General features: G+C 36.6%; 20 protein-coding genes. 1 reads left to right on the forward strand and 19 read right to left on the reverse strand.

Annotated elements, in window-relative coordinates:
- Positions 1-5: 5 nt before the first annotated feature.
- The 16 genes from B9N78_RS11335 to fabG all read right to left on the reverse strand — a co-directional run bounded on the left by B9N78_RS11335 (position 6) and on the right by fabG (position 15,214).
- Positions 6-983, reverse strand: coding sequence for a lysophospholipid acyltransferase family protein (locus B9N78_RS11335; protein ID WP_085102291.1), 978 nt, complete (start codon positions 981-983; stop codon positions 6-8).
- Between the two features lie 12 nt (positions 984-995).
- The gene (locus tag B9N78_RS11340) at positions 996-2,186 is read right to left on the reverse strand and encodes a DUF2062 domain-containing protein (RefSeq protein WP_137982524.1); all 1,191 of its coding nucleotides are present in this window, start codon (positions 2,184-2,186) and stop codon (positions 996-998) included.
- Positions 2,187-2,199: 13 nt separating this feature from the next.
- Positions 2,200-3,540 (reverse strand): lipid biosynthesis B12-binding/radical SAM protein, encoded by a 1,341-nt coding sequence (locus tag B9N78_RS11345; protein ID WP_085102293.1) that lies wholly within the window; start codon positions 3,538-3,540, stop codon positions 2,200-2,202.
- A gap of 5 nt (positions 3,541-3,545) precedes the next feature.
- Positions 3,546-4,043 (reverse strand): acyl-CoA thioesterase, encoded by a 498-nt coding sequence (locus B9N78_RS11350; RefSeq protein ID WP_085102295.1) that lies wholly within the window; start codon positions 4,041-4,043, stop codon positions 3,546-3,548.
- 1 nt (position 4,044) lies between these two features.
- A complete protein-coding gene (locus B9N78_RS11355; protein WP_085102297.1) occupies positions 4,045-4,431 on the reverse strand; it encodes an ApeI family dehydratase in 387 nt (128 codons plus the stop codon).
- A 17-nt stretch (positions 4,432-4,448) separates the two neighbouring features.
- Entirely contained in the window at positions 4,449-5,024 is a 576-nt protein-coding gene (locus tag B9N78_RS11360; protein ID WP_085102299.1) for a hypothetical protein, read from the reverse strand.
- Between the two features lies 1 nt (position 5,025).
- Entirely contained in the window at positions 5,026-7,302 is a 2,277-nt protein-coding gene (locus B9N78_RS11365; protein WP_245805530.1) for an MMPL family transporter, read from the reverse strand.
- Between the two features lie 140 nt (positions 7,303-7,442).
- Positions 7,443-8,072 (reverse strand): LolA family protein, encoded by a 630-nt coding sequence (locus B9N78_RS11370; protein WP_245805531.1) that lies wholly within the window; start codon positions 8,070-8,072, stop codon positions 7,443-7,445.
- Between the two features lie 89 nt (positions 8,073-8,161).
- A complete protein-coding gene (locus tag B9N78_RS11375) occupies positions 8,162-8,599 on the reverse strand; it encodes a hotdog family protein (RefSeq protein WP_085102305.1) in 438 nt (145 codons plus the stop codon).
- 412 nt (positions 8,600-9,011) lie between these two features.
- Positions 9,012-9,428, reverse strand: a complete 417-nt coding sequence (locus B9N78_RS11380; protein ID WP_085102307.1) for a hypothetical protein — start codon at positions 9,426-9,428, stop codon at positions 9,012-9,014.
- Between the two features lie 31 nt (positions 9,429-9,459).
- A complete protein-coding gene (locus B9N78_RS11385) occupies positions 9,460-10,026 on the reverse strand; it encodes a lysophospholipid acyltransferase family protein (RefSeq protein ID WP_245805532.1) in 567 nt (188 codons plus the stop codon).
- A 260-nt stretch (positions 10,027-10,286) separates the two neighbouring features.
- Positions 10,287-10,538 carry an acyl carrier protein gene (locus B9N78_RS11390; RefSeq protein WP_085102309.1) on the reverse strand — a complete coding sequence of 84 codons (252 nt, stop codon included), beginning with the start codon at positions 10,536-10,538 and terminating at the stop codon, positions 10,287-10,289.
- A complete protein-coding gene (locus B9N78_RS11395; RefSeq protein WP_085102311.1) occupies positions 10,535-11,764 on the reverse strand; it encodes a beta-ketoacyl-[acyl-carrier-protein] synthase family protein in 1,230 nt (409 codons plus the stop codon). The genes B9N78_RS11390 and B9N78_RS11395 overlap by 4 nt, the downstream gene beginning before the upstream one ends.
- Positions 11,746-13,263 (reverse strand): phytoene desaturase family protein, encoded by a 1,518-nt coding sequence (locus tag B9N78_RS11400; RefSeq protein ID WP_245805533.1) that lies wholly within the window; start codon positions 13,261-13,263, stop codon positions 11,746-11,748. The genes B9N78_RS11395 and B9N78_RS11400 overlap by 19 nt, the downstream gene beginning before the upstream one ends.
- Positions 13,242-14,465, reverse strand: a complete 1,224-nt coding sequence (locus B9N78_RS11405; protein ID WP_245805534.1) for a beta-ketoacyl-[acyl-carrier-protein] synthase family protein — start codon at positions 14,463-14,465, stop codon at positions 13,242-13,244. Before B9N78_RS11405 ends, B9N78_RS11400 begins: the two co-directional genes overlap by 22 nt.
- Before the next feature lie 26 nt (positions 14,466-14,491).
- On the reverse strand, positions 14,492-15,214 hold the full coding sequence (fabG, locus tag B9N78_RS11410) for a 3-oxoacyl-ACP reductase FabG (protein WP_085102317.1): 723 nt from the start codon (positions 15,212-15,214) through the stop codon (positions 14,492-14,494).
- A 233-nt stretch (positions 15,215-15,447) separates the two neighbouring features.
- Between fabG and B9N78_RS11415 the strand changes: the two genes are divergently transcribed.
- Positions 15,448-16,026, forward strand: a complete 579-nt coding sequence (locus B9N78_RS11415; protein WP_085102319.1) for a membrane lipoprotein lipid attachment site-containing protein — start codon at positions 15,448-15,450, stop codon at positions 16,024-16,026.
- A 155-nt stretch (positions 16,027-16,181) separates the two neighbouring features.
- Here the strand turns inward: B9N78_RS11415 and B9N78_RS18160 are convergent, their stop codons facing one another.
- The 3 genes from B9N78_RS18160 to B9N78_RS11425 all read right to left on the reverse strand — a co-directional run.
- Positions 16,182-16,355 carry a hypothetical protein gene (locus B9N78_RS18160; RefSeq protein WP_170921413.1) on the reverse strand — a complete coding sequence of 58 codons (174 nt, stop codon included), beginning with the start codon at positions 16,353-16,355 and terminating at the stop codon, positions 16,182-16,184.
- A 375-nt stretch (positions 16,356-16,730) separates the two neighbouring features.
- Positions 16,731-16,928 carry a hypothetical protein gene (locus B9N78_RS11420; RefSeq protein ID WP_085102321.1) on the reverse strand — a complete coding sequence of 66 codons (198 nt, stop codon included), beginning with the start codon at positions 16,926-16,928 and terminating at the stop codon, positions 16,731-16,733.
- Positions 16,929-17,219: 291 nt separating this feature from the next.
- Positions 17,220-17,701: integrase core domain-containing protein (locus B9N78_RS11425; protein ID WP_137982525.1), on the reverse strand; the 482-nt coding region annotated here is incomplete at its 5' end.

Consider the following 17,701-nt stretch of genomic DNA (forward strand, 5'->3'; position numbering starts at 1 on the left):
TCAAGTTATCTGTCATGTGGCTGCCACATGTTAAAAAAATTATAAAATTGGTATGGATGTGACTCGCAGTAATTTTCAAGAGCTTTTGCAAATTCATTAGCATACGGAGTGAACGCCTTTGCTCCACGAGTTTCACCTTTGTCTACATCCTGAGGAACTCGAATTGTGCCAGCTATCCAGAATTTACTTTTACTTGCTCCTGTACGAGCTGAGAATGTTATGACAATTGGTGTTTTCATCACAGCAGCGAGTTTAAAAGCACTGATTGGTAAAAGGATTGTGCCTCCTAGAAATTTAGCTGGTACGGTATTTTTATTGCTTCCAAATGTTCTGTCTGCATTAATACAAAGAATAGATTTTCGTTTTAAGGCATCAACCATTTCAATTGCTCCACCCATGGGAGAGGCAGGGTTGATAATGGTGAAATCATTGTCTTTGTTCCGATTCGTCTGAGAGTTTGTTTTTTTGTGTTCAAAAGAGAGTTTGTCAATGTCTTTTTTGTCGCGGAACATAACTACTGCCTTTGGTGCATTAATAAAACTTAGAGCTGACATGCCTAGCTGCCAGCATCCAACATGTCCTGTGATAAGTATTAATCCATTGTTTTCCGCATGTAACTCAGTGATTTTATTTGTATCTTGAGTTGCTGATTTGCTTTCAAATGTATTCAGTATGCCTAAAACTGCTCTATCAACTAACATCTGTCCAAAATTCCAATATAACAGAAAAGTATGGCGCATTCGTTGAAGTAAAGAACATTTTCCGAAACGGTGCATAATATAGTAAGAGGCTCTCTTATTAATGCGAGGTGTCAGCGTGTAAAAAGTTACTACGAAAAAAAGCAGAACATATGCTACATTCTGCCCGGTCAGACGGATAGTTATATAGAAAATATTATGAAAAAAGGATGAAGCTAGGCTCCTACTATCCCACTCAGAGTCATTTTGCTCTTTGTCATAGTGTTTGTCTGATTTGCCAGCCATGCTAAATCCTTACTATTTTTTAGTATTCTTAATTGTTATAAAATGTTTAATAATGCTGGCCATTACATAGATGGCTAGGCCGACTGTAATAGCAAATAGAGGACCAAGTACTAAAGATCCTAGAATCCATTCATAAAGCCTATCTAAAGCTTCGTATCCAATTGTTTGCAAAGAAATATCTGTTAAGAATTCTTTATGTTGTAAATAGTATCCAGTTTCAATGCATAATGCTGGAATAATCGGAGGTATGCAAATTTGGCTGACAGCAAGCCCTGTTATTTTACTTAATCTAAAATATCCGCACACTAAAATTATAACAATGGAATGCATGGCTATGAGAGGCAGTGTGCCAAGTAGCATACCTATTGCGCCAGAGATAGATAATGTGAATGGTGTTTCGTCTTTTGAAAGTAGTAATTTAAGTGAGCGCAGGGGATGAATAGGGGATATTTTACCGTTTTCATCTTTGTCATATTGACGATGAGGTACAGGAAGAAAAGCGCGTGCAGTAAGTCTAGTGTTAAGAAGAGAAATTTGAATATTGTCCTTCAAAGCTTTAAAATGTGAAATTCTTTCTGATGGGTGAGGGTAATGAACTCTGATGGGCTGATCTTTGAGTGTAAAACCGGCCCAAGCAGCCTTGACAAGTATTTCAACTTCAAAAGCGTAGCGTCGTTCAGTTGTTTTTAATACTGGAAAAATTTCAACAGGGTATGCTCTAAAGCCACTTTGAACGTCAGAAATCTTTATTCCTGTTTGTACACGTAACCAAAAGTTTGAAAAATTACGGCCGAATTTAGATGAATTTGGAATGTTTTCTCCATTGAAATCACGGCAACCGATAATTATCGCACGTGGACTTTTGTTTATGGCCGTAACAAAAAGAGGAATTTCTTCAGGAAAGTGCTGCCCGTCTGAATCAATTGTAATAATATGAGTTTTGCCTAATATTTTAGCTTCATTTGCCGCAGTTAGAATGGCCTGACCTTTTCCTTTGTTTTGCTTATGTGTAATTATTGATACAGGTAGATCTCGTACTGTATTAACTCCATCGTCTGTGCTCCCATCATCTACTATTAATACGTCATAACCTGTTGCTAAGGATCGCTCTGCTATATTGCGTAAGGTTTTACCGTGATTATAAATAGGAATAACTACTAATGGGTTTACCATTAATTCTAAAAGTTCTTTTTTTATTGTCATGTATTTTAGGTTGTTAATTGTCAAATCTAATAAGTTGATCCCACATAATCCCTCTAAAACCGAATTTTTTCATAATATTGATTCGTTGCTGTCCTTCGTCCGGAGGGAATAACCTATCTCTTCGTTTTTTAAATCCAGCAATAAGTGTGTCATTCATTTCATCTTTATCTAGTAGTGGTGAAAAGTAATATAGAGGATCTAGAAGAGGTTGTTCCTGGTAAACTATTCCTTCTTTTAAAGCTCGTGCAAAAAGTGGAGATTCTTTGTGAAGTCTTATGCCAGAAAAAGGGAAGACAACGCATTTTCTTAGAGAATTCATATTATTAATTCCTTCGTGCACTGTTTGCATTGATTCTTCGGGGCCACCGAATATGACAAAATGGGCACAAGGGATTCGCTGAGCTATACATTTTTCATTGAAATCAACTACATCAGAAAGGCTAAAGCCCTTGTTCATTGCGCGTAAAGTTGTGTCTGAAGTTGCGTCAGTACCTACTTCAATGGCTTGCATCCCAGAACGTTTAAGTAACTGTAATTCATCCTTTTCAATCCGATGCGGTTGAAAAAAAGCAGACCATTTAATATTAATATTTCGGCGGATGATTTCTTCAGCAACTGTGAGATAGTGCCCAGTGCGATCATTAAATACCGAGTCCGTAAAAAAGAAATGTTCTGCTCCTAAACTGCAAAGTAATTCGATTTCAGCTGCAACGGTCTCTGTTGGTCTAAATCGCATTTTATGACCTTCTAGTGCTGGATATGTGCAGTATGCACATCGGTTTTCGCAGCCTCGTTTGGTCTGAATATTAATTATACCACTTTCTTGTAGATAAAATTTAACTAGTTCTGGCGACCAGTGAGGGGAAAGCATTTCGGAGCTACTGAGTCCCTTTTGAGGTCCGTATATGACTTGAGGTTTTTCTTTCGATTCGAGTTGTTGAATAAGTTTGACCATTTTATGTTCGCCTTCACCAATGATTCCATAATCAGCATCTATAAAAGATAATATCTCATCTGGAAGTAAAGAAAAACCTGCTCCTCCAACAATAACTTGAATATTTAGAGCTTTTATTGAATGAACAATTTCTTTAACTTTTTGAATGTATCCGTTTTTATGAGAAGTAAAAGAATCAACATTGTCGACATTTCGAATAGATATTCCTACGTAATCAGGATTATCAATTTTGAGTTTATTGGTAAGGTCTTTTAAATCTTGTCCGTGAGCTAACATGTCATACTGTACAACTTTATGCCCAGCATTCTGTAATGCTGCAGCAATAATTGACATTCCAATAGGATATACAGGGTAAGGTTCTACTACAGTATTAGAAGATAATAAAAAAATAGATGCCATTATTTTTAAATTGCGCTTGAAAAATCATTTATAGGTCGTAGCGGAGACAACGTGCCTGATTTCCATTTTTCACATAATTCAGCAAATAAATCAGGTTGAAACATCATTAACTCATTGTCTTTTATAAAAAGCTGAACAGTATAACCTGTGGTAGTTATTTCGTTAGATGAGTTTCTGATTATGAATTCGTAATTCATTCGCGCTGCTTCAGTCCAATGCAGTATCGTTTCAATTGTGATTGTCTCACCAAAATTGAGAGGTTTGATGTAATCTATATGCATTTTCTTGATAGGTGCAGCAATATTAGACATGTATAGGTCTTTGTAGCCTATACCGTATACATCCCCAAGAGCTATTCGGCCATCCTCAAAATAGCTAGGATATCGTCCATGCCAGACAATATTCATGAGATCTACTTCCTCGAATCTAATTTTACGAGAAATGGTTAGCCTTAGCGGAGCAGGTGCGCAATTTTGAGTTGGAAAATATATTTTTGAAGACATTTTATACCCTTGGAGCAAATGTTAGTTGATATGAAGCGGCTTTACTTGTTCCTATGCTCAGAGAGCACATGCAGGTGTAGTCTGATTGGTTCTTTTTAATTGTAAAGTTTAATAGAATTATTTCACCAGGCGTGATCGGTCGTAGGAATTTGCATCTTGTAGCATTTTTTATGGCAAAAGTTTGACTTGAATTTTTTTTCTCAAGAGCTTCAAGACTGCTGATTTCTCCTAGTATAATTTGTAGAACTCCTGGTAGAATAGGATTATTGGGAAAATGACCGTCGAATCCAGAAAATGAGGATTTAAAAAGGAAGGTGCGCGAGTATGTTTCTTCACCTATTATTTCTAGAGGTCCGGCAGCTTCTTTGATTTGCGCATGGATATCCATATTAAAAGTATTCCGGTTTAAGGGTTGGTATTTAGCAATAGCTCAAGACTAAAATTTTTATTTTTATTAATAAGGACCGTCTGTTGTGGGAAAATATAGTTTTTGATTTGAACAGCTCCTTTTCCTGTGATGACGTAAGGTGAACGTTCTTTCTGGAAATCTGAAGAATTCGTATTAATTCCTAAAGGTGGATTTGATAAATATAACTCATAAATGCAATCCATTGCTTCTTCGTAGAAATGTGGTATTGCTCTAATGAATGGTGAAATGTAGAGAGGTTTAGAGGTATATTCTTTTTGATACCTATTTACTTTTTTATGCTTAATAGCTTTTATCTCAGCTATAAAAAGTTTAAGTCCCATCTCGTTTAAAATAACGATCTTGGCATATCTAGATTCAGGAGAATAAAGTAAAATTCCTCTAAGAGGGATACGCTTACTCTGGATTTCGAGCACTCCTGAGTGATACAATCTATAGTTTTTATCTTCTTTCTGGTTTGTTGGGGGAGTAGCATGTGTTGAACACCCTAAAGGGAAGCCAAGTGACACTAGTAACAGTTGAAAGAGTATAATCTTTTGCAATACCTTACGCATGTCAAGTTTCTTTGCTCTGATTTGATGTGTAATGCAAGTTTAATAATCTTGGTAGAATAAATATTGCACATAATAGGGCTGAACTGATGCCGATTGCAACAGTTGCTCCTAGTGAGTTCAAAGATGGGTGTTTTGCAAGAACCAGCACACCGAACCCTGCTAAAGTTGTTAATCCAGATATGCGAACGGCTTTTAATGTTGATGGAGTAGTCTCTTTTACTTCTTGAAATACCATGAAAATACCATAATCCGCACCTAAACCTATGACAAGAGGTAAAGCTATAATATGAAAAATATTAAGTGGAATATTTAGAATACTAAGCAATGAAAATGTAGATATAACTCCAAATATAGCTGGAAAAATGGCAAGTGTAGCTCGGCGTATGTTTTTGAATAGGAGTAAAATTAGAATTATTACAAGAACTCCTGATAGGCCAATAAATCTCAGAATATCTTTCTCCATTTCAAATTCGAGCGCTTGTTTGAATTTGCTTTGTGCAACTAATCGTACTCCTAAAAGTTTTTCTTTTTGAGGTGTATAATATTTTATTATTCGCTCAGTATCAGGAAGCAATGTTATAATGTTTACATGCTCCTGATATGATGTTTTAGGAATGAGCATTTCAGCAAGAAATCCAAGAGAGCTGGAACGCATGCTTTGTATTGATTCTGGAACAATAGGATTGCTTAGTTTTTTTATACTGCTATCAAAGATTTTCGGAGCAAAGTGGAGCTTAGCTCCTTCTTTTTGAAGGATTGCTTTTGTTTCATTAATTTTATTATTATTCCAAAATTTTCTCCATCGGGAAAAATTCTCTTGTTGTGCTTGATAGTCAGGAAGAACTTGAGATATATTGATAGCTTTTTCATTTTGTAAATTTTTAGTTATATCAGCCCATACTTTAGTGTTCTTTTGTAGTGCTTCTTGCTGTGTTGATCCAGATGCAAAAAGTAAAGAATGCCCACGGAGATCTCCCCATGAATCAGTGAATATCTTTTCTGTATTATGGATATTTTCTGAAATATAACCTAAGTGTTTAAGCTCAGTGTCAAAACAATTAGATAATGCAATAATACTACCTGATATGATTAGAATAGCTGAAATAATTAATGTAATTTTTTTTGATCCGCGTTTTTTTGATTCTAATCTTGGGGGCGTATTTTGGGATATTGAAGGGGATGAGCAACAAAAATTAGGGATGAACAAAAGCGCATAACTGCAAGCTGCAATAATCCCTGCTACGGAAAAAACAGCGAGTTGTTTGATCCCAGGTATGCCTGAAATATACAATGCTCCAAATGCAACACAAGACGTGGCTGCCCCATAAAGAATTGGAAATTTGATATTCCTAACAGCTTGTTTAGGATCATCATGTCGGTCTGCAAGTGCAAAGTATGTGTGAATTGCAAAGTCAATTGAAACACCCATTAATATTGAGCCGAAGCCAATGACAATAGTGGACATATTGGGGAAAAAAATGGCGGTACTTCCTAGACCTGCCATGATTGCTATACCTGGAGCTAAAAAAATAGCTAAGGCCCCTACATGTCGGAATGAAAATAAGAAAAGTATTATCAGTGCTACTGCCGATACAATTGAAATTGTAGTTAAATCATTTTTGATGATAGAGGCATTGGCAACAGTATAAATATGGCCACTTAGCAGTGAGATTGAAATGTCAGAAGATTTTAAATTATTTTCTGCAAGAGCAGAGTGGCTTATTTGTTTAAAGTTGGACAGAAGTTTCTCACCACCATTAGAATCAGTCATAGGGATTTGGGATTTAGCAATCAGCAATAACGCTGTTTGGTCATTGTTTAGTATGTGCTGACCTTTTGTATTGAAGTGAGGTAAAAATCTTAGTGAAGCAATTTTTTTTAAATAGAGACTACGAAGGTTGAGCGGATCAGATACGATAATTTTTTTAACACCAATACCAATAGGAGAAATTAGTTGGTGTTTATTTATTTTTAATGTTGCTGCAACCGTATTAGGAGAGGTTAATTCTTCTAAATTTTTCAAATCTGCTTCTGTCGTTAAGTTTGGAGCTTGTGTAAGCAAATAATCTATAATGGATTGAGGAGTAGTTTTTGAATAATCCTGCAGAATGAAATAAGGAGGTTTAAACCGACTAGAAAGGCTTTTGGCTACATTTATTAGTTGTTCTGGAGTAACTTTTTTACTCTGTAATGTAATGAGCACACTACCGGATAAAGGAGCTTTTTGAAGTAACGTAAAGTCTTCTTTGATTCGTCCATCCGTTCCTGCAGGAATCATTGCAGAGATATCTTCTCTAAAGGAAACAGACCGCAAGGGGAGCACGCAAAGAATTACGAAAAGTATTAAAAATAGAACGTAGCGTATTTGCGTATGTTTCTTTGAATAATTTTTAGATGTAAATATTGAAAGAATCATGACTAGTGGCTTGTAAATGTTTTAGGAGGCAAATTTGTATTGATTAGGACCTTTGAAAATTCAATTCTTGTATAGTCACCGCAAGGTTCGTGGAGCTCAAGTGCTGTAAGATGACTTTTATCATTTGAAAAAAAGACAATGATTTGATTAAGGAATTCTCTGGTCGCGGTGGACTTAGGTGTAAGTTCCATAACTATTGGGGAGTCGGAAGTTATGGAAATATTATATACAGATTTAAGCCATGCCATATTCATGGTTGTCCATGCTAAGATTTGTTGAGAGACGATCTCCATTTCTGGTGATGTTTTTATGTTGAATGTAGTAGAATTTTTATCAGATTCATCCCACCTTAATCCATTTTCTCCTTTAATTATAAAGCCGGAGGCGAATGGTTTTAGGTATTCCCATCGCAAATAATTAGGTTTGGCAAATGCAAATTTGCCTTTAGATATAATAGTATCCTCAAAAAGTGAAATATAACTTTGTTGAGTGAATTCACTTGAAATTGTTATGATTTTTTCTGAATTAGCTTCAAGTGCTAGAGTTATCTTATCCTGTTTATATTTTTGCTGCGCGAGAGCTGGAATGCATAATATATGAACAAAAGCGATGCATAAGAGTAGGTTTAGCACGAATCTAAACGTTGACTCTCTAATGTTTGGGTGTTTGAAGAAAAGCATATTATGAATTTTTGTTCCTGTGTTAAATAGGCTGTAAGGTCTTAATTGTTTTGTTCCTGTGGAACCCAGACTTTAATTTTTCCTTCAGCAAGAACAGTGTAGTTTTGTGAAACTGTACCTTCAACAACTGCAAATCCATCGAACTCACCCGTTGTCTGAACAGATATGTTGAGATCATTAATTATTGAAGGAAAATCAGAATAATGAAAATTAAATTTCTGAACTCCTACAAGGTAGCCATTAGGAATTGGAGCATTTTGCTGCAGATAAGAATATCCGCATACAGCTGCATACGTTTGAGCAACAAGTTCTATAAAAAAGGGGGACAGGATGGAGCCGGAATTTGAATGAGTAATGCTTTCAGGTGGAAGAAATGCTGTTGCAGTTCCTGCTCCTTCGGATGCATGGATTACGCTGTTGATTAAAAGCATCTTACCGCGATGTGGAAGTAGTTTTTTAGCTTCAATTGGGAAGGTCATAATTTAGTTCCGTATACTTGATTTTGTCAGTATGAGAAGGCTAACGCGACAATAAGGTTTTGTTAAACATACTACGAAATCTGTGATTGTTGTTGCAAAATTCATAGATTTTATATTAGCCTTTAATATGGTAGTGCCACTTGCGTAGGTTTTTAACGGTTATATTTTAAGTTAAGCATAAACTCCATTAGAACAATTATTTAAAACTAAAGTTTATAACTCGCATATAGATTTAATAAAGCTCTAAATTGGAGTTCTTCAAGAAGATATGAGTTGTATACAAAAGATGAATTTAATTATTTAATTTTATTGATCCAAACTCTTAAGAGCTTATCCAAGATTAGGGCAATGTGTCATCATTGCCCTAATCTATGTATTTATTAATGGTAAACTGAGATGTTGAGGTGGTAGGTTATTTTCCGGTTGATTGAATAGTTGGTTCTAATTCGCGGTTTATAGCGTTAGACAAATTGTTTACCCATGCATTATAGTTGCTATGAATTTTGTCACCTTTATGTTTTAAATTGGTGCTAGATTTATAGTTAATGCTGTAATCTTTAGTTGTGTAAGTAATATCAACAACTGCTTGGTGACTGCGGAGATTCAAAGTTCCTACAAGATGACCTGGAGCAATGTCTGACATTTTCCAGTTTAGGCTGTATCCTGCTCTTATAATAGAGTTTTTTACTTGATCTAAAGTCTTAGTGTTTGAACTATCAGTCAATATTGGAGCCATTTCGATGTTCTGAATTGTGGCAGTCCTGCAACCTGAGAGAAAAGCAATAGCACAGATAATAGTAATTAGAAGAGTAATTCGGAAGGGTTTCATTTCAAAGCTCCTGAAGTTTAACTGTTAGTTGTTATTTCATTGAGTTTAACTGCTTGATAGCTGTAATCATATTTTCTTTTACTCTATTTCGCAATTCAATATGTCCACTTTCATGATCTTTATATTCTAGTGGATAAATGGGTTTTAGTATTTTCCCACGAATTTTAGAGGGTCTAATTAACATTTTATTTTTGGGTAGTAGATTATGAGTTCCGGAAAGACATAAGGCCACGATCGGAATCCCCGTTTTTACTGAAACGTAAAACGGACCAGAATGAAAACGGCGCAACTTTCCATCTGTACTTCTTGTGCCTTCTGGGAAGAACATTAAAGATGCTTTTTCTTCAAGTGCAGTTCTCGCTTGGTCAACAATCTGGCTAAATTCTAAATCCTCTACGTTGATATATCCGGCCATACTCATAAAAAAACCATAAAATGGGATTTTAAATGGCCAGTTACGAACGGCCATACAAATATTTTTATTGGGCTGAAATGAAACAAGGTATGGGTCAAAAAAAGACTCATGATTTGAAACAATGATACATGGATTTGGTAATTGTGGTTGTTCTGGCCACTTAATATCAACAAAAAGTTTCATTAAGTGTGAACATATCCACCCATAGAACCAAATCATTTTTCGAAGTGTATCTGATTTTTTCCAAGCTAATAGTTTTGTAAGAACTAAATAGCAGACAGGTGAAAATATAATACTTGCAAGAGTCCATGTAAGTAAGGATAGATAAATGCCTGTATTAATCCATATTAGATTCATTGATGCAATAATTTTTATAAGCAGGCTTTCAGATTCAGCTGGATTCTTATTTTTGTGCATCATGGATATGGGGTGATGAATGAAATCTAAGCTTGTGTTTTTTTGCTGAGAATAAAATTATATAAGTCTTCTACAGAGCGTATCTTCTTGAATGCTTCATCTTTTTTAATTTTTATATTTAATTCTTGTTCAAGCACGATTACCATATCTACAGCGTCAAGACTGTCTAGTCCAAGCTCTTCTTTAAAACGTGCTTCTGGAACTATGTCTTCAATTTCAAGTTCAAATTCTTCAGCAAGAGCTGAGTTTATACGGGTTACAATTTCATTATCAATCATTCTGGTCTCCTTAAAACTAGTGAAGTATTAATACCACCGAGGGCGAAATTATTTTTCAGCGCATACGTAATCTTTCTTTGTTGCAATCGCAAGTTGTGGTTTGCACATTTACAGTCATCAGATGTGTTAAAAAGATTTCGCGTTGGGATTATTATGTTATTTTTCATCATGCAGATTGTAGCAATTGTTTCAAGAGCTCCGCTTGCCGCCATAGTGTGCCCTAAATGCCCTTTTAAACTACTAATAGGAGGAGCTGATGGTAATGCCTTGGATATTGCTATGCATTCTGCTGAATCTCCTTGCTGGGTTCCTGTCGCATGGGCGTTGATATAATCAATAGATTCATGAGAAATATTGCTGTCCTGTAAGGCCATTTCTATGCACTTTGTAATCGCGTCTGGGCTTGGGTTGGCCATGTTTGAACTGTCACAGATGCTAGAGAATCCGACGACTTCAGCTAATATTACTGCATTTCGTTTTATGGCCGATTCGTAGCTTTCAAGTAAAAGTATACCTGCTCCTTCAGAACAAACAATTCCGTCACGTGTAATATCAAAGGGGCGAGGGGTAGTAGTCGGGTCCTCTATACCAGAAGTTGAGGCTGCTTCCAGAATATCAAATGTACCAACAGTTAAAGGGTGTAGTTCTTCTGAGCCTCCGCAAAGCATCATATCCTGTTTACCTGATGCTATGATTTCTGCTGCCAGTCCTATGTTTTGACATCCAGTAGAGCAGGCCGCTGATGTTGACTGAACTCTACCAGAAATTCCAAAAAAATGAGCCATATTGGAGGCGCAACTATGATTCATTATTTTAAAAAATTCAGTTGTATGTACTGATTCAATGCTTCTTGCATTGAGGTAGCCAGAGAAAAAGTTTTCCATAGCCTGGACACTTCCTATCGTGGAACCGACGCATAAACCGGTTCTTCCTCCTGTAAGTTGTTCTTCTGTTAGTCCTGCTTGTTTAAGTGCTTCGAGGCCTGCTAAGCAACCAAATATGGAAAGTGCAGACATTGTGCGACGGAACTTGCGATGTATCACTTTTATGTCGCATGCTGGAACTTTTCCGCCAACACGAGGTCGTAATCCTTTTATTTCAGCTAAATCATCAAGTATGGATATGCCAGATTGTCCATTTTCAAGCGCATTCCATAATGCAGTGACTCCGTATCCGAAAGGAGAAACCGCGCCCATACCAGTGATTACTACCCGTTGTAGATGCATCGAAGTTCCTTATGAATTTTTTCATGACCTAAAAGTATCCCACATGTTAAATAAGCAGAAACTATAGCTCCCAGCATTCCTGGCGCCACTATACTTTGACCAGCAAATAAAAGTCCTGTTACTTTAGTTAGTGGTAGTGGATTATATTGTGATGCTGTGTGTGCGATACCATATAGGCTACCACTAGGAGTGCTGCAGTAATGCTTGAAAGTTAGTGGGCTTGCAGATTCAACAAAATTTATTTTGTTTTTGAACTCAGGACAACGTGTAAAAAATTCATTTTTAAATTTTTGAGTAAGTTCATTTTTATATTCAATATATTCAAGTGGTCTTTTTGAGTAAGTTGAGTCTGTCCACATTGAAAAATCCTTAAAATCATGCGGAATAATAGCTGTTACAGCTTGCGTTCTGTTTTGCTTTAAAGTTTGTGTTGCTGAGACAAATATAACACGTTCTGAGAACGGGGCTGTGCCTGATAGGAGATCTTTGTAATCTCCTTGCGGCCAGAGGTAGATATTTTTGCGGAGAAGTTCTGGTAAAGGAACATTGGCAATTCCAAAAAACATGAGTGCTGAGGTTGTATCCTTTAATGCTTTCAGTCTGCGATTAAATACAGGACGGAAAGCTTGAGGAGGCATGCAGGGGAGCAGGTCTTTAGGATGTGCAGTCCAAATACAGGCGTTAGCGGCGATTTCGGTTTTGTCTTTAAGAGTGACAGATCTAAAGGAGTTATTGTCATCAGTTTTTATACAGGAAACAGTTTTTCCTAAAAGAAGGGTCACTCCTGAGTTGATTAATTGTTTTTCATATGCCTTAACAATTGCGGACCCTCCACCCTCGATAGTATGGGCAGAAAGAAAGTAGGAACCTGCTATGAGGGCGTGCGTTGATAGCATGGCGTCTTCGGGATTGGTTCCGTATAATACTGTATGGTAGCTCAATACCTCTTTAAGTTTTTTATTTTTGGTGATTGAATCCAAAAAATTTTGAAGAGTAGATGTTTCTGAGTGTAGAGCTGCATCTAGTGAAAACTCGTTTTCAAAGTTTAAGTAAGGTGATGATTTAAATATTTTTTTTATTGTTTTAAGATACTTATGGATAGCTTTTTCTTCTGCTGGAAAATGAATGATAAGTTCTTTTTGGAGAGCCTCATAACCAAACGGAATAATGATTTCTTCTTTGGAATGTTCAAATTTAATGGTGTCAAAACCGTTTTCGTTGAACGGAATTTTTGAAAGAGAATCTGAAATTTCTAAATGCCTTAAATATACATCAAGAGGATGGTTTGTTCCATATCCTCCAAGTAAATGTATACCAGTCTCAAAATTTACTCCATGGCGTTTAAAGCCTCGTATCGTTGGGGCTAGCGATGGAAAGGCTTCAATAAGTGCAACTTTTTTTCCTTGCTTAGCAAGGAGTAGTGCTGCGGTCATGCCTGAAAGTCCACCACCGACAACTATATGATCATAATTACTCATTAGAATGAGAGGACTAGACATGAATTTGTTCCACCGAATCCGGCAGAATTAAGCAAAGCATTGCGTGGCCCAGAATTGTCTGTTTTAGTTATGATATTGAGCCCTTCTGAATTGCTATCTATAGATTTTAAATTGATATTAGGTGCAATAAATCCGCCTTGATGCATTAAAGTTGTATAAACAACCTGGCTTGCTCCAGACATCCATAATTCGTGCCCAGTCATTGATTTAGTAGAAGATATTCTTGGAGAACATCCGTTAAATAAAGATTTAATATTTTGTGCTTCAGCTGCATCACCAGCTATAGTTGATGTTGCATGGGCACATATATAGTCAATATCTGAAGGATAAAGCCCTGCTTGTTTTAAGGCCTTTGCTCCGGCTCTAGCAAGACCAGTATCACTTGGTACCGCGAGATGTTCACCGTCTGATGAAAATCCATAACCTGTAATGAATCCTAAAATATTTGCTCCGCGTTTTTCGGCAAGATCATAACGCTCTAGTATAATTGCTGCAGCTCCTCCGCTTGGGATCAGGCCGTCTCTTTCTGAATCAAATGGGCGACTTGCCTGTTGAGGGTTGCTAATTCTAGTTGAAAATGCACTTAGTCCATCAAAACTACACATAGATTGCCAGTTTATTTCTTGAGCGCCTCCGCATATAATACGTTCCTGCTGACCTGAAGCAATTAGGTTAAAAGCTTGTCCAACGGCATGGCCTCCGCTTGAGCATGCAGAGCTAATAGTCCAAGCAGCTCCCTTTGTTTTGAAAAGAGTATTTAAGTTCATAGTGATATTAGAGGTCATAGATCTAAAAATAGTACCACTACCAATAAGAGATGTTGCTCCTCTCGTTGTAAGTAAGTTGACTTGTTCAAGCGCCGCAATACAGCTGGAATCACAACCGAAAATCAGTCCACTTTCATCATTTTGTATGTCTTCACTTTTTAGGCCGGATTGAGACAATGCCTGAACTGATGCTGCATAAGCTTGTATTGTATAGTCAGGCATGCTCCTACGTTGCTTTTTATTAAGCCAGTCTTTGGAGGAAAAACCTCTAATCATTCCTGTTAGGGGACTTTCAAAGCCAAGTTCAGTACGTTCTGGATCGATGGCTATGCCTGATTTTCCTTGTTTAAGAGAATTTGAGATCTCATCAAGGGTGATGCCGAGAACAGAAATTGCTCCTATTCCGGTAATAGCTACTTTATATGGTAATGACAAAATTATGCTCCTATAAAAAACAAAAATTAAGTATAAATACCACCATTTACAGAAATAGTTTGGCCTGTAATATAAGTTGCTTTTTCTGAACATAGAAAGGAAACGACTCCTGCAACTTCATTTGGTTTTCCTATTCTGCGAAGGGGGATCTGTGAAGTAATTTGATCAATCGGAAGGCCCGCAAGCATGTCTGTTTCAATGAAACCAGGGGAGACAGCATTTACCAATATATTTCGTTTGGCAACTTCCATTGCAAGAGATCTTGTGGCACCAATCAGTCCTGCTTTTGCTGCAGAATAATTGGTCTGCCCAGCAACTCCAGTTTCACCGGAAGTTGAAGAAATATTAATTATACGTCCACATCTTTTTCTAAGCATTTTAGTTACAACTGGCTTAGTTACGTTAAAAAAACCGTCAAGATGAACTTGTAGAACTTTATTCCAATCTTCTTTGTCCATAAGCATGATAAGTGAATCTCGTGCAATACCTGCATTGTTTACGAGTATGTATGGGACATCTTTTTCTAACATTGGAGAAAGGACTTCGTTCACTGAATTTTCATCAGCAACATCAAATTGTAGTAAGGTGCATTTTCGTCCTTTATTACGGATTGTAGTTGCAATTTCTTCAGCAGATTTTTCGCTGGTGCGAAAATTTAACCATATATCATACCCGTCATCAGCAAGTTGTAATGCAATGGCAGCTCCAAGACCTTTACTTGCTCCGGTAATTAGTGCGATTTTTGACATAAAATAATCACCTTATTAAAGTAAAATATTGTAAGGGTATTGCATATATCCTATGCTCTTGACTGAGTAAAGTTGTATCGGTAAGCTTGTTATTAATATGTTTTTTAAAATCATGCATGTTGGGAAGCTTTTTTTTGTCGATATTTTTTAAAATATGTATTAAATGGTACTATTATAGGTTGTTGTTTAGGTTACGAGCTGATTTTTTAATGCTTATTTCTTGTGGAGTTCATATGAAAAAAACAATTTTTTTATTAATAATGATTGCAGCCCTTACTGCTTGCGGAGCTAAAACTCCTCATGAAAATTCTCACTATCAAGATATCGATCCTGCAGCTAAATTTAGGATTAATCCCACTATTGATGAATCAGGATTTCGTTATGTTAAAGGGACTGATTCCGCTGATTTATTTAAGAGCCTTAATTTTTTAGATATTTCTTCAAATACATCTGTAGCTCTTATGGAAGAATTGAAAAAAAATAATTTATTCGATGAAACTGGCTCTTCTCCATATTCTATTACTGTTACAGTAAAGGAATATAAGCCGGGAAATGCGTTTGGAAGGTGGGTGTTCCCAGGGTTTGCTCCGACTGAATTGTCAACACAAAGTGTTATTTTATTAAGTGATAAACCTGTCCAAGTGATTAATTCGTATGATTCAGTGTATATTTGGGACTCTTTTGGCAGTGATACAGATGAATTTTGGGATTCTTTTACTGTGAATGCATGGGAATATATTTTTCAAAATGTAGCTCAAAAAGAAGTAAAAGAACTTCGGAACGTTATGGGAATACTCGATAATTCTAATTAAAAATATTTGAAAATAAAGTATCTTAAGCCAATTATCTTGACAAAATGTTTTATGATTTTTTTGCCAAATAAATTAAATTTCTTCTTTTTAGATTGGCATTCCCTACGAATTTATAGTGGCTAATTTTTTTTAATTTAGAAGGGCTTCATTCGCGATTAAATTTCATCTTCAGTTGATGTTCGGCCTTTTTTATACCCTTCATGGAATTCATGTGGCATTTCTTTTACTTCTTTAATGGTTTTTCCTGTCGTTTCACCAATTTTTGCGCATCCAAATAAAGATAAAGTAAGAATTAAGAATAGTAGTGCAGAAGCTATTTTAGTTAACATTTTCCCTCCATATTTTGATTTAAAATATATAGCTATTTATATGAAAAGTCGATGTTTAAAATAAAAATGGCATTTCAAGGTTCCCCTAATGGTGAGAGAAAAGAAGATAAGGTCTAGTTGTTGTGATTGAAAATGAGCTTTAATCTTGAGCTCTTTTGAGGTGAAGCTGTAAGTGGCTCATGGATAAACAGGTAACTAGATTTCTAACCCAAAAAAGCGCTCAATCAGACAGATGGTAGAAAGAATTGCTTGGTTCTGATTCAGATCGTAAAATTGCTACTAAAATCGGATGTTTTGCGAGTTCTGTTTCGCGGCAACGGCGGAAAATGGTGATACTTGCGTATTCGACATAAAGCTTACTGTTTCAAATAAATATCACTGCACAACCCTCTTCTCGGGCGCAAGCTTAACCATAACATCTCTAACCATGTCAGAAATTTCAATAAGCTTAGTAGAATATTGCTGATTTATTTCATATTTTGCAGCTTCTTCAATTTGCGCAGCCAATGATTGCAATCTTATAGCCCCATGTTCCGGAGAGATTTTACCTTCCTTAATTTCATGGGCAATCATTCGTAACTGCTTAGCAAAATTTTTTATATAATTCATATCTCATTTATATCATCACCGTCTTATGGGGAAGGAATAATCCCTCCCCACCAATCCAAATTATTAATTATGTAATTCAACGCCTGACGCTGAATTGCCTCCAATAATGTCCCGCAAGGTCGATAAAAGAGATTGAGGTGGAGTTGTGCAACCTCCCAAGCTTCTACGGTTAAACTCATTAGATATTAGATTAAATGGTATAATTGTAACTCGTGTGGTAATCATCCCATTTTTAATGGCTCTTAAAAGTAGAGGCTATGCGGCCATTCTCAGTTTTTGCATCGGGGTAATGCCACCAATGCCCATATTGGGCCGTTCGTTGTTGTATGTCCAGAGCCATTTTGTTGCGTGCTCCTGGACCTCATTGATGCTCTCGAACAAACATTGTGCGAGCCAATCATACCGCACAGTTCGGTTGAATCTCTCGACATAAGCATTTTGCTGAGGGTTGCCAGGCTGAATGTAATCCAAACATATCGCGTGCTTTTCAGCCCAGGCTTGCAGCTTATGGCTGATAGACTCCGGCCCGTTGTCGCAACGTATCGCGGGCTTGCCTCGCCATTCAATGATCTGATCCAACGCACGAATAACTCGTTCAGATGTCAAGGAAAAGTCTACATCAATTGTGAGTCCCTCACGGTTAAAGTCATCAATCACATTGAAAAGACGAAAATTACGACCATATTGAAGCTGATCGTGCATAAAATCCATGGACCAAGACTGGTTGATTGCAGTCG

Origin of the sequence: Desulfovibrio gilichinskyi (assembly GCF_900177375.1) — a bacterium.
In the GTDB taxonomy this organism is placed as follows: Bacteria; Desulfobacterota; Desulfovibrionia; order Desulfovibrionales; family Desulfovibrionaceae; genus Maridesulfovibrio; species Maridesulfovibrio gilichinskyi.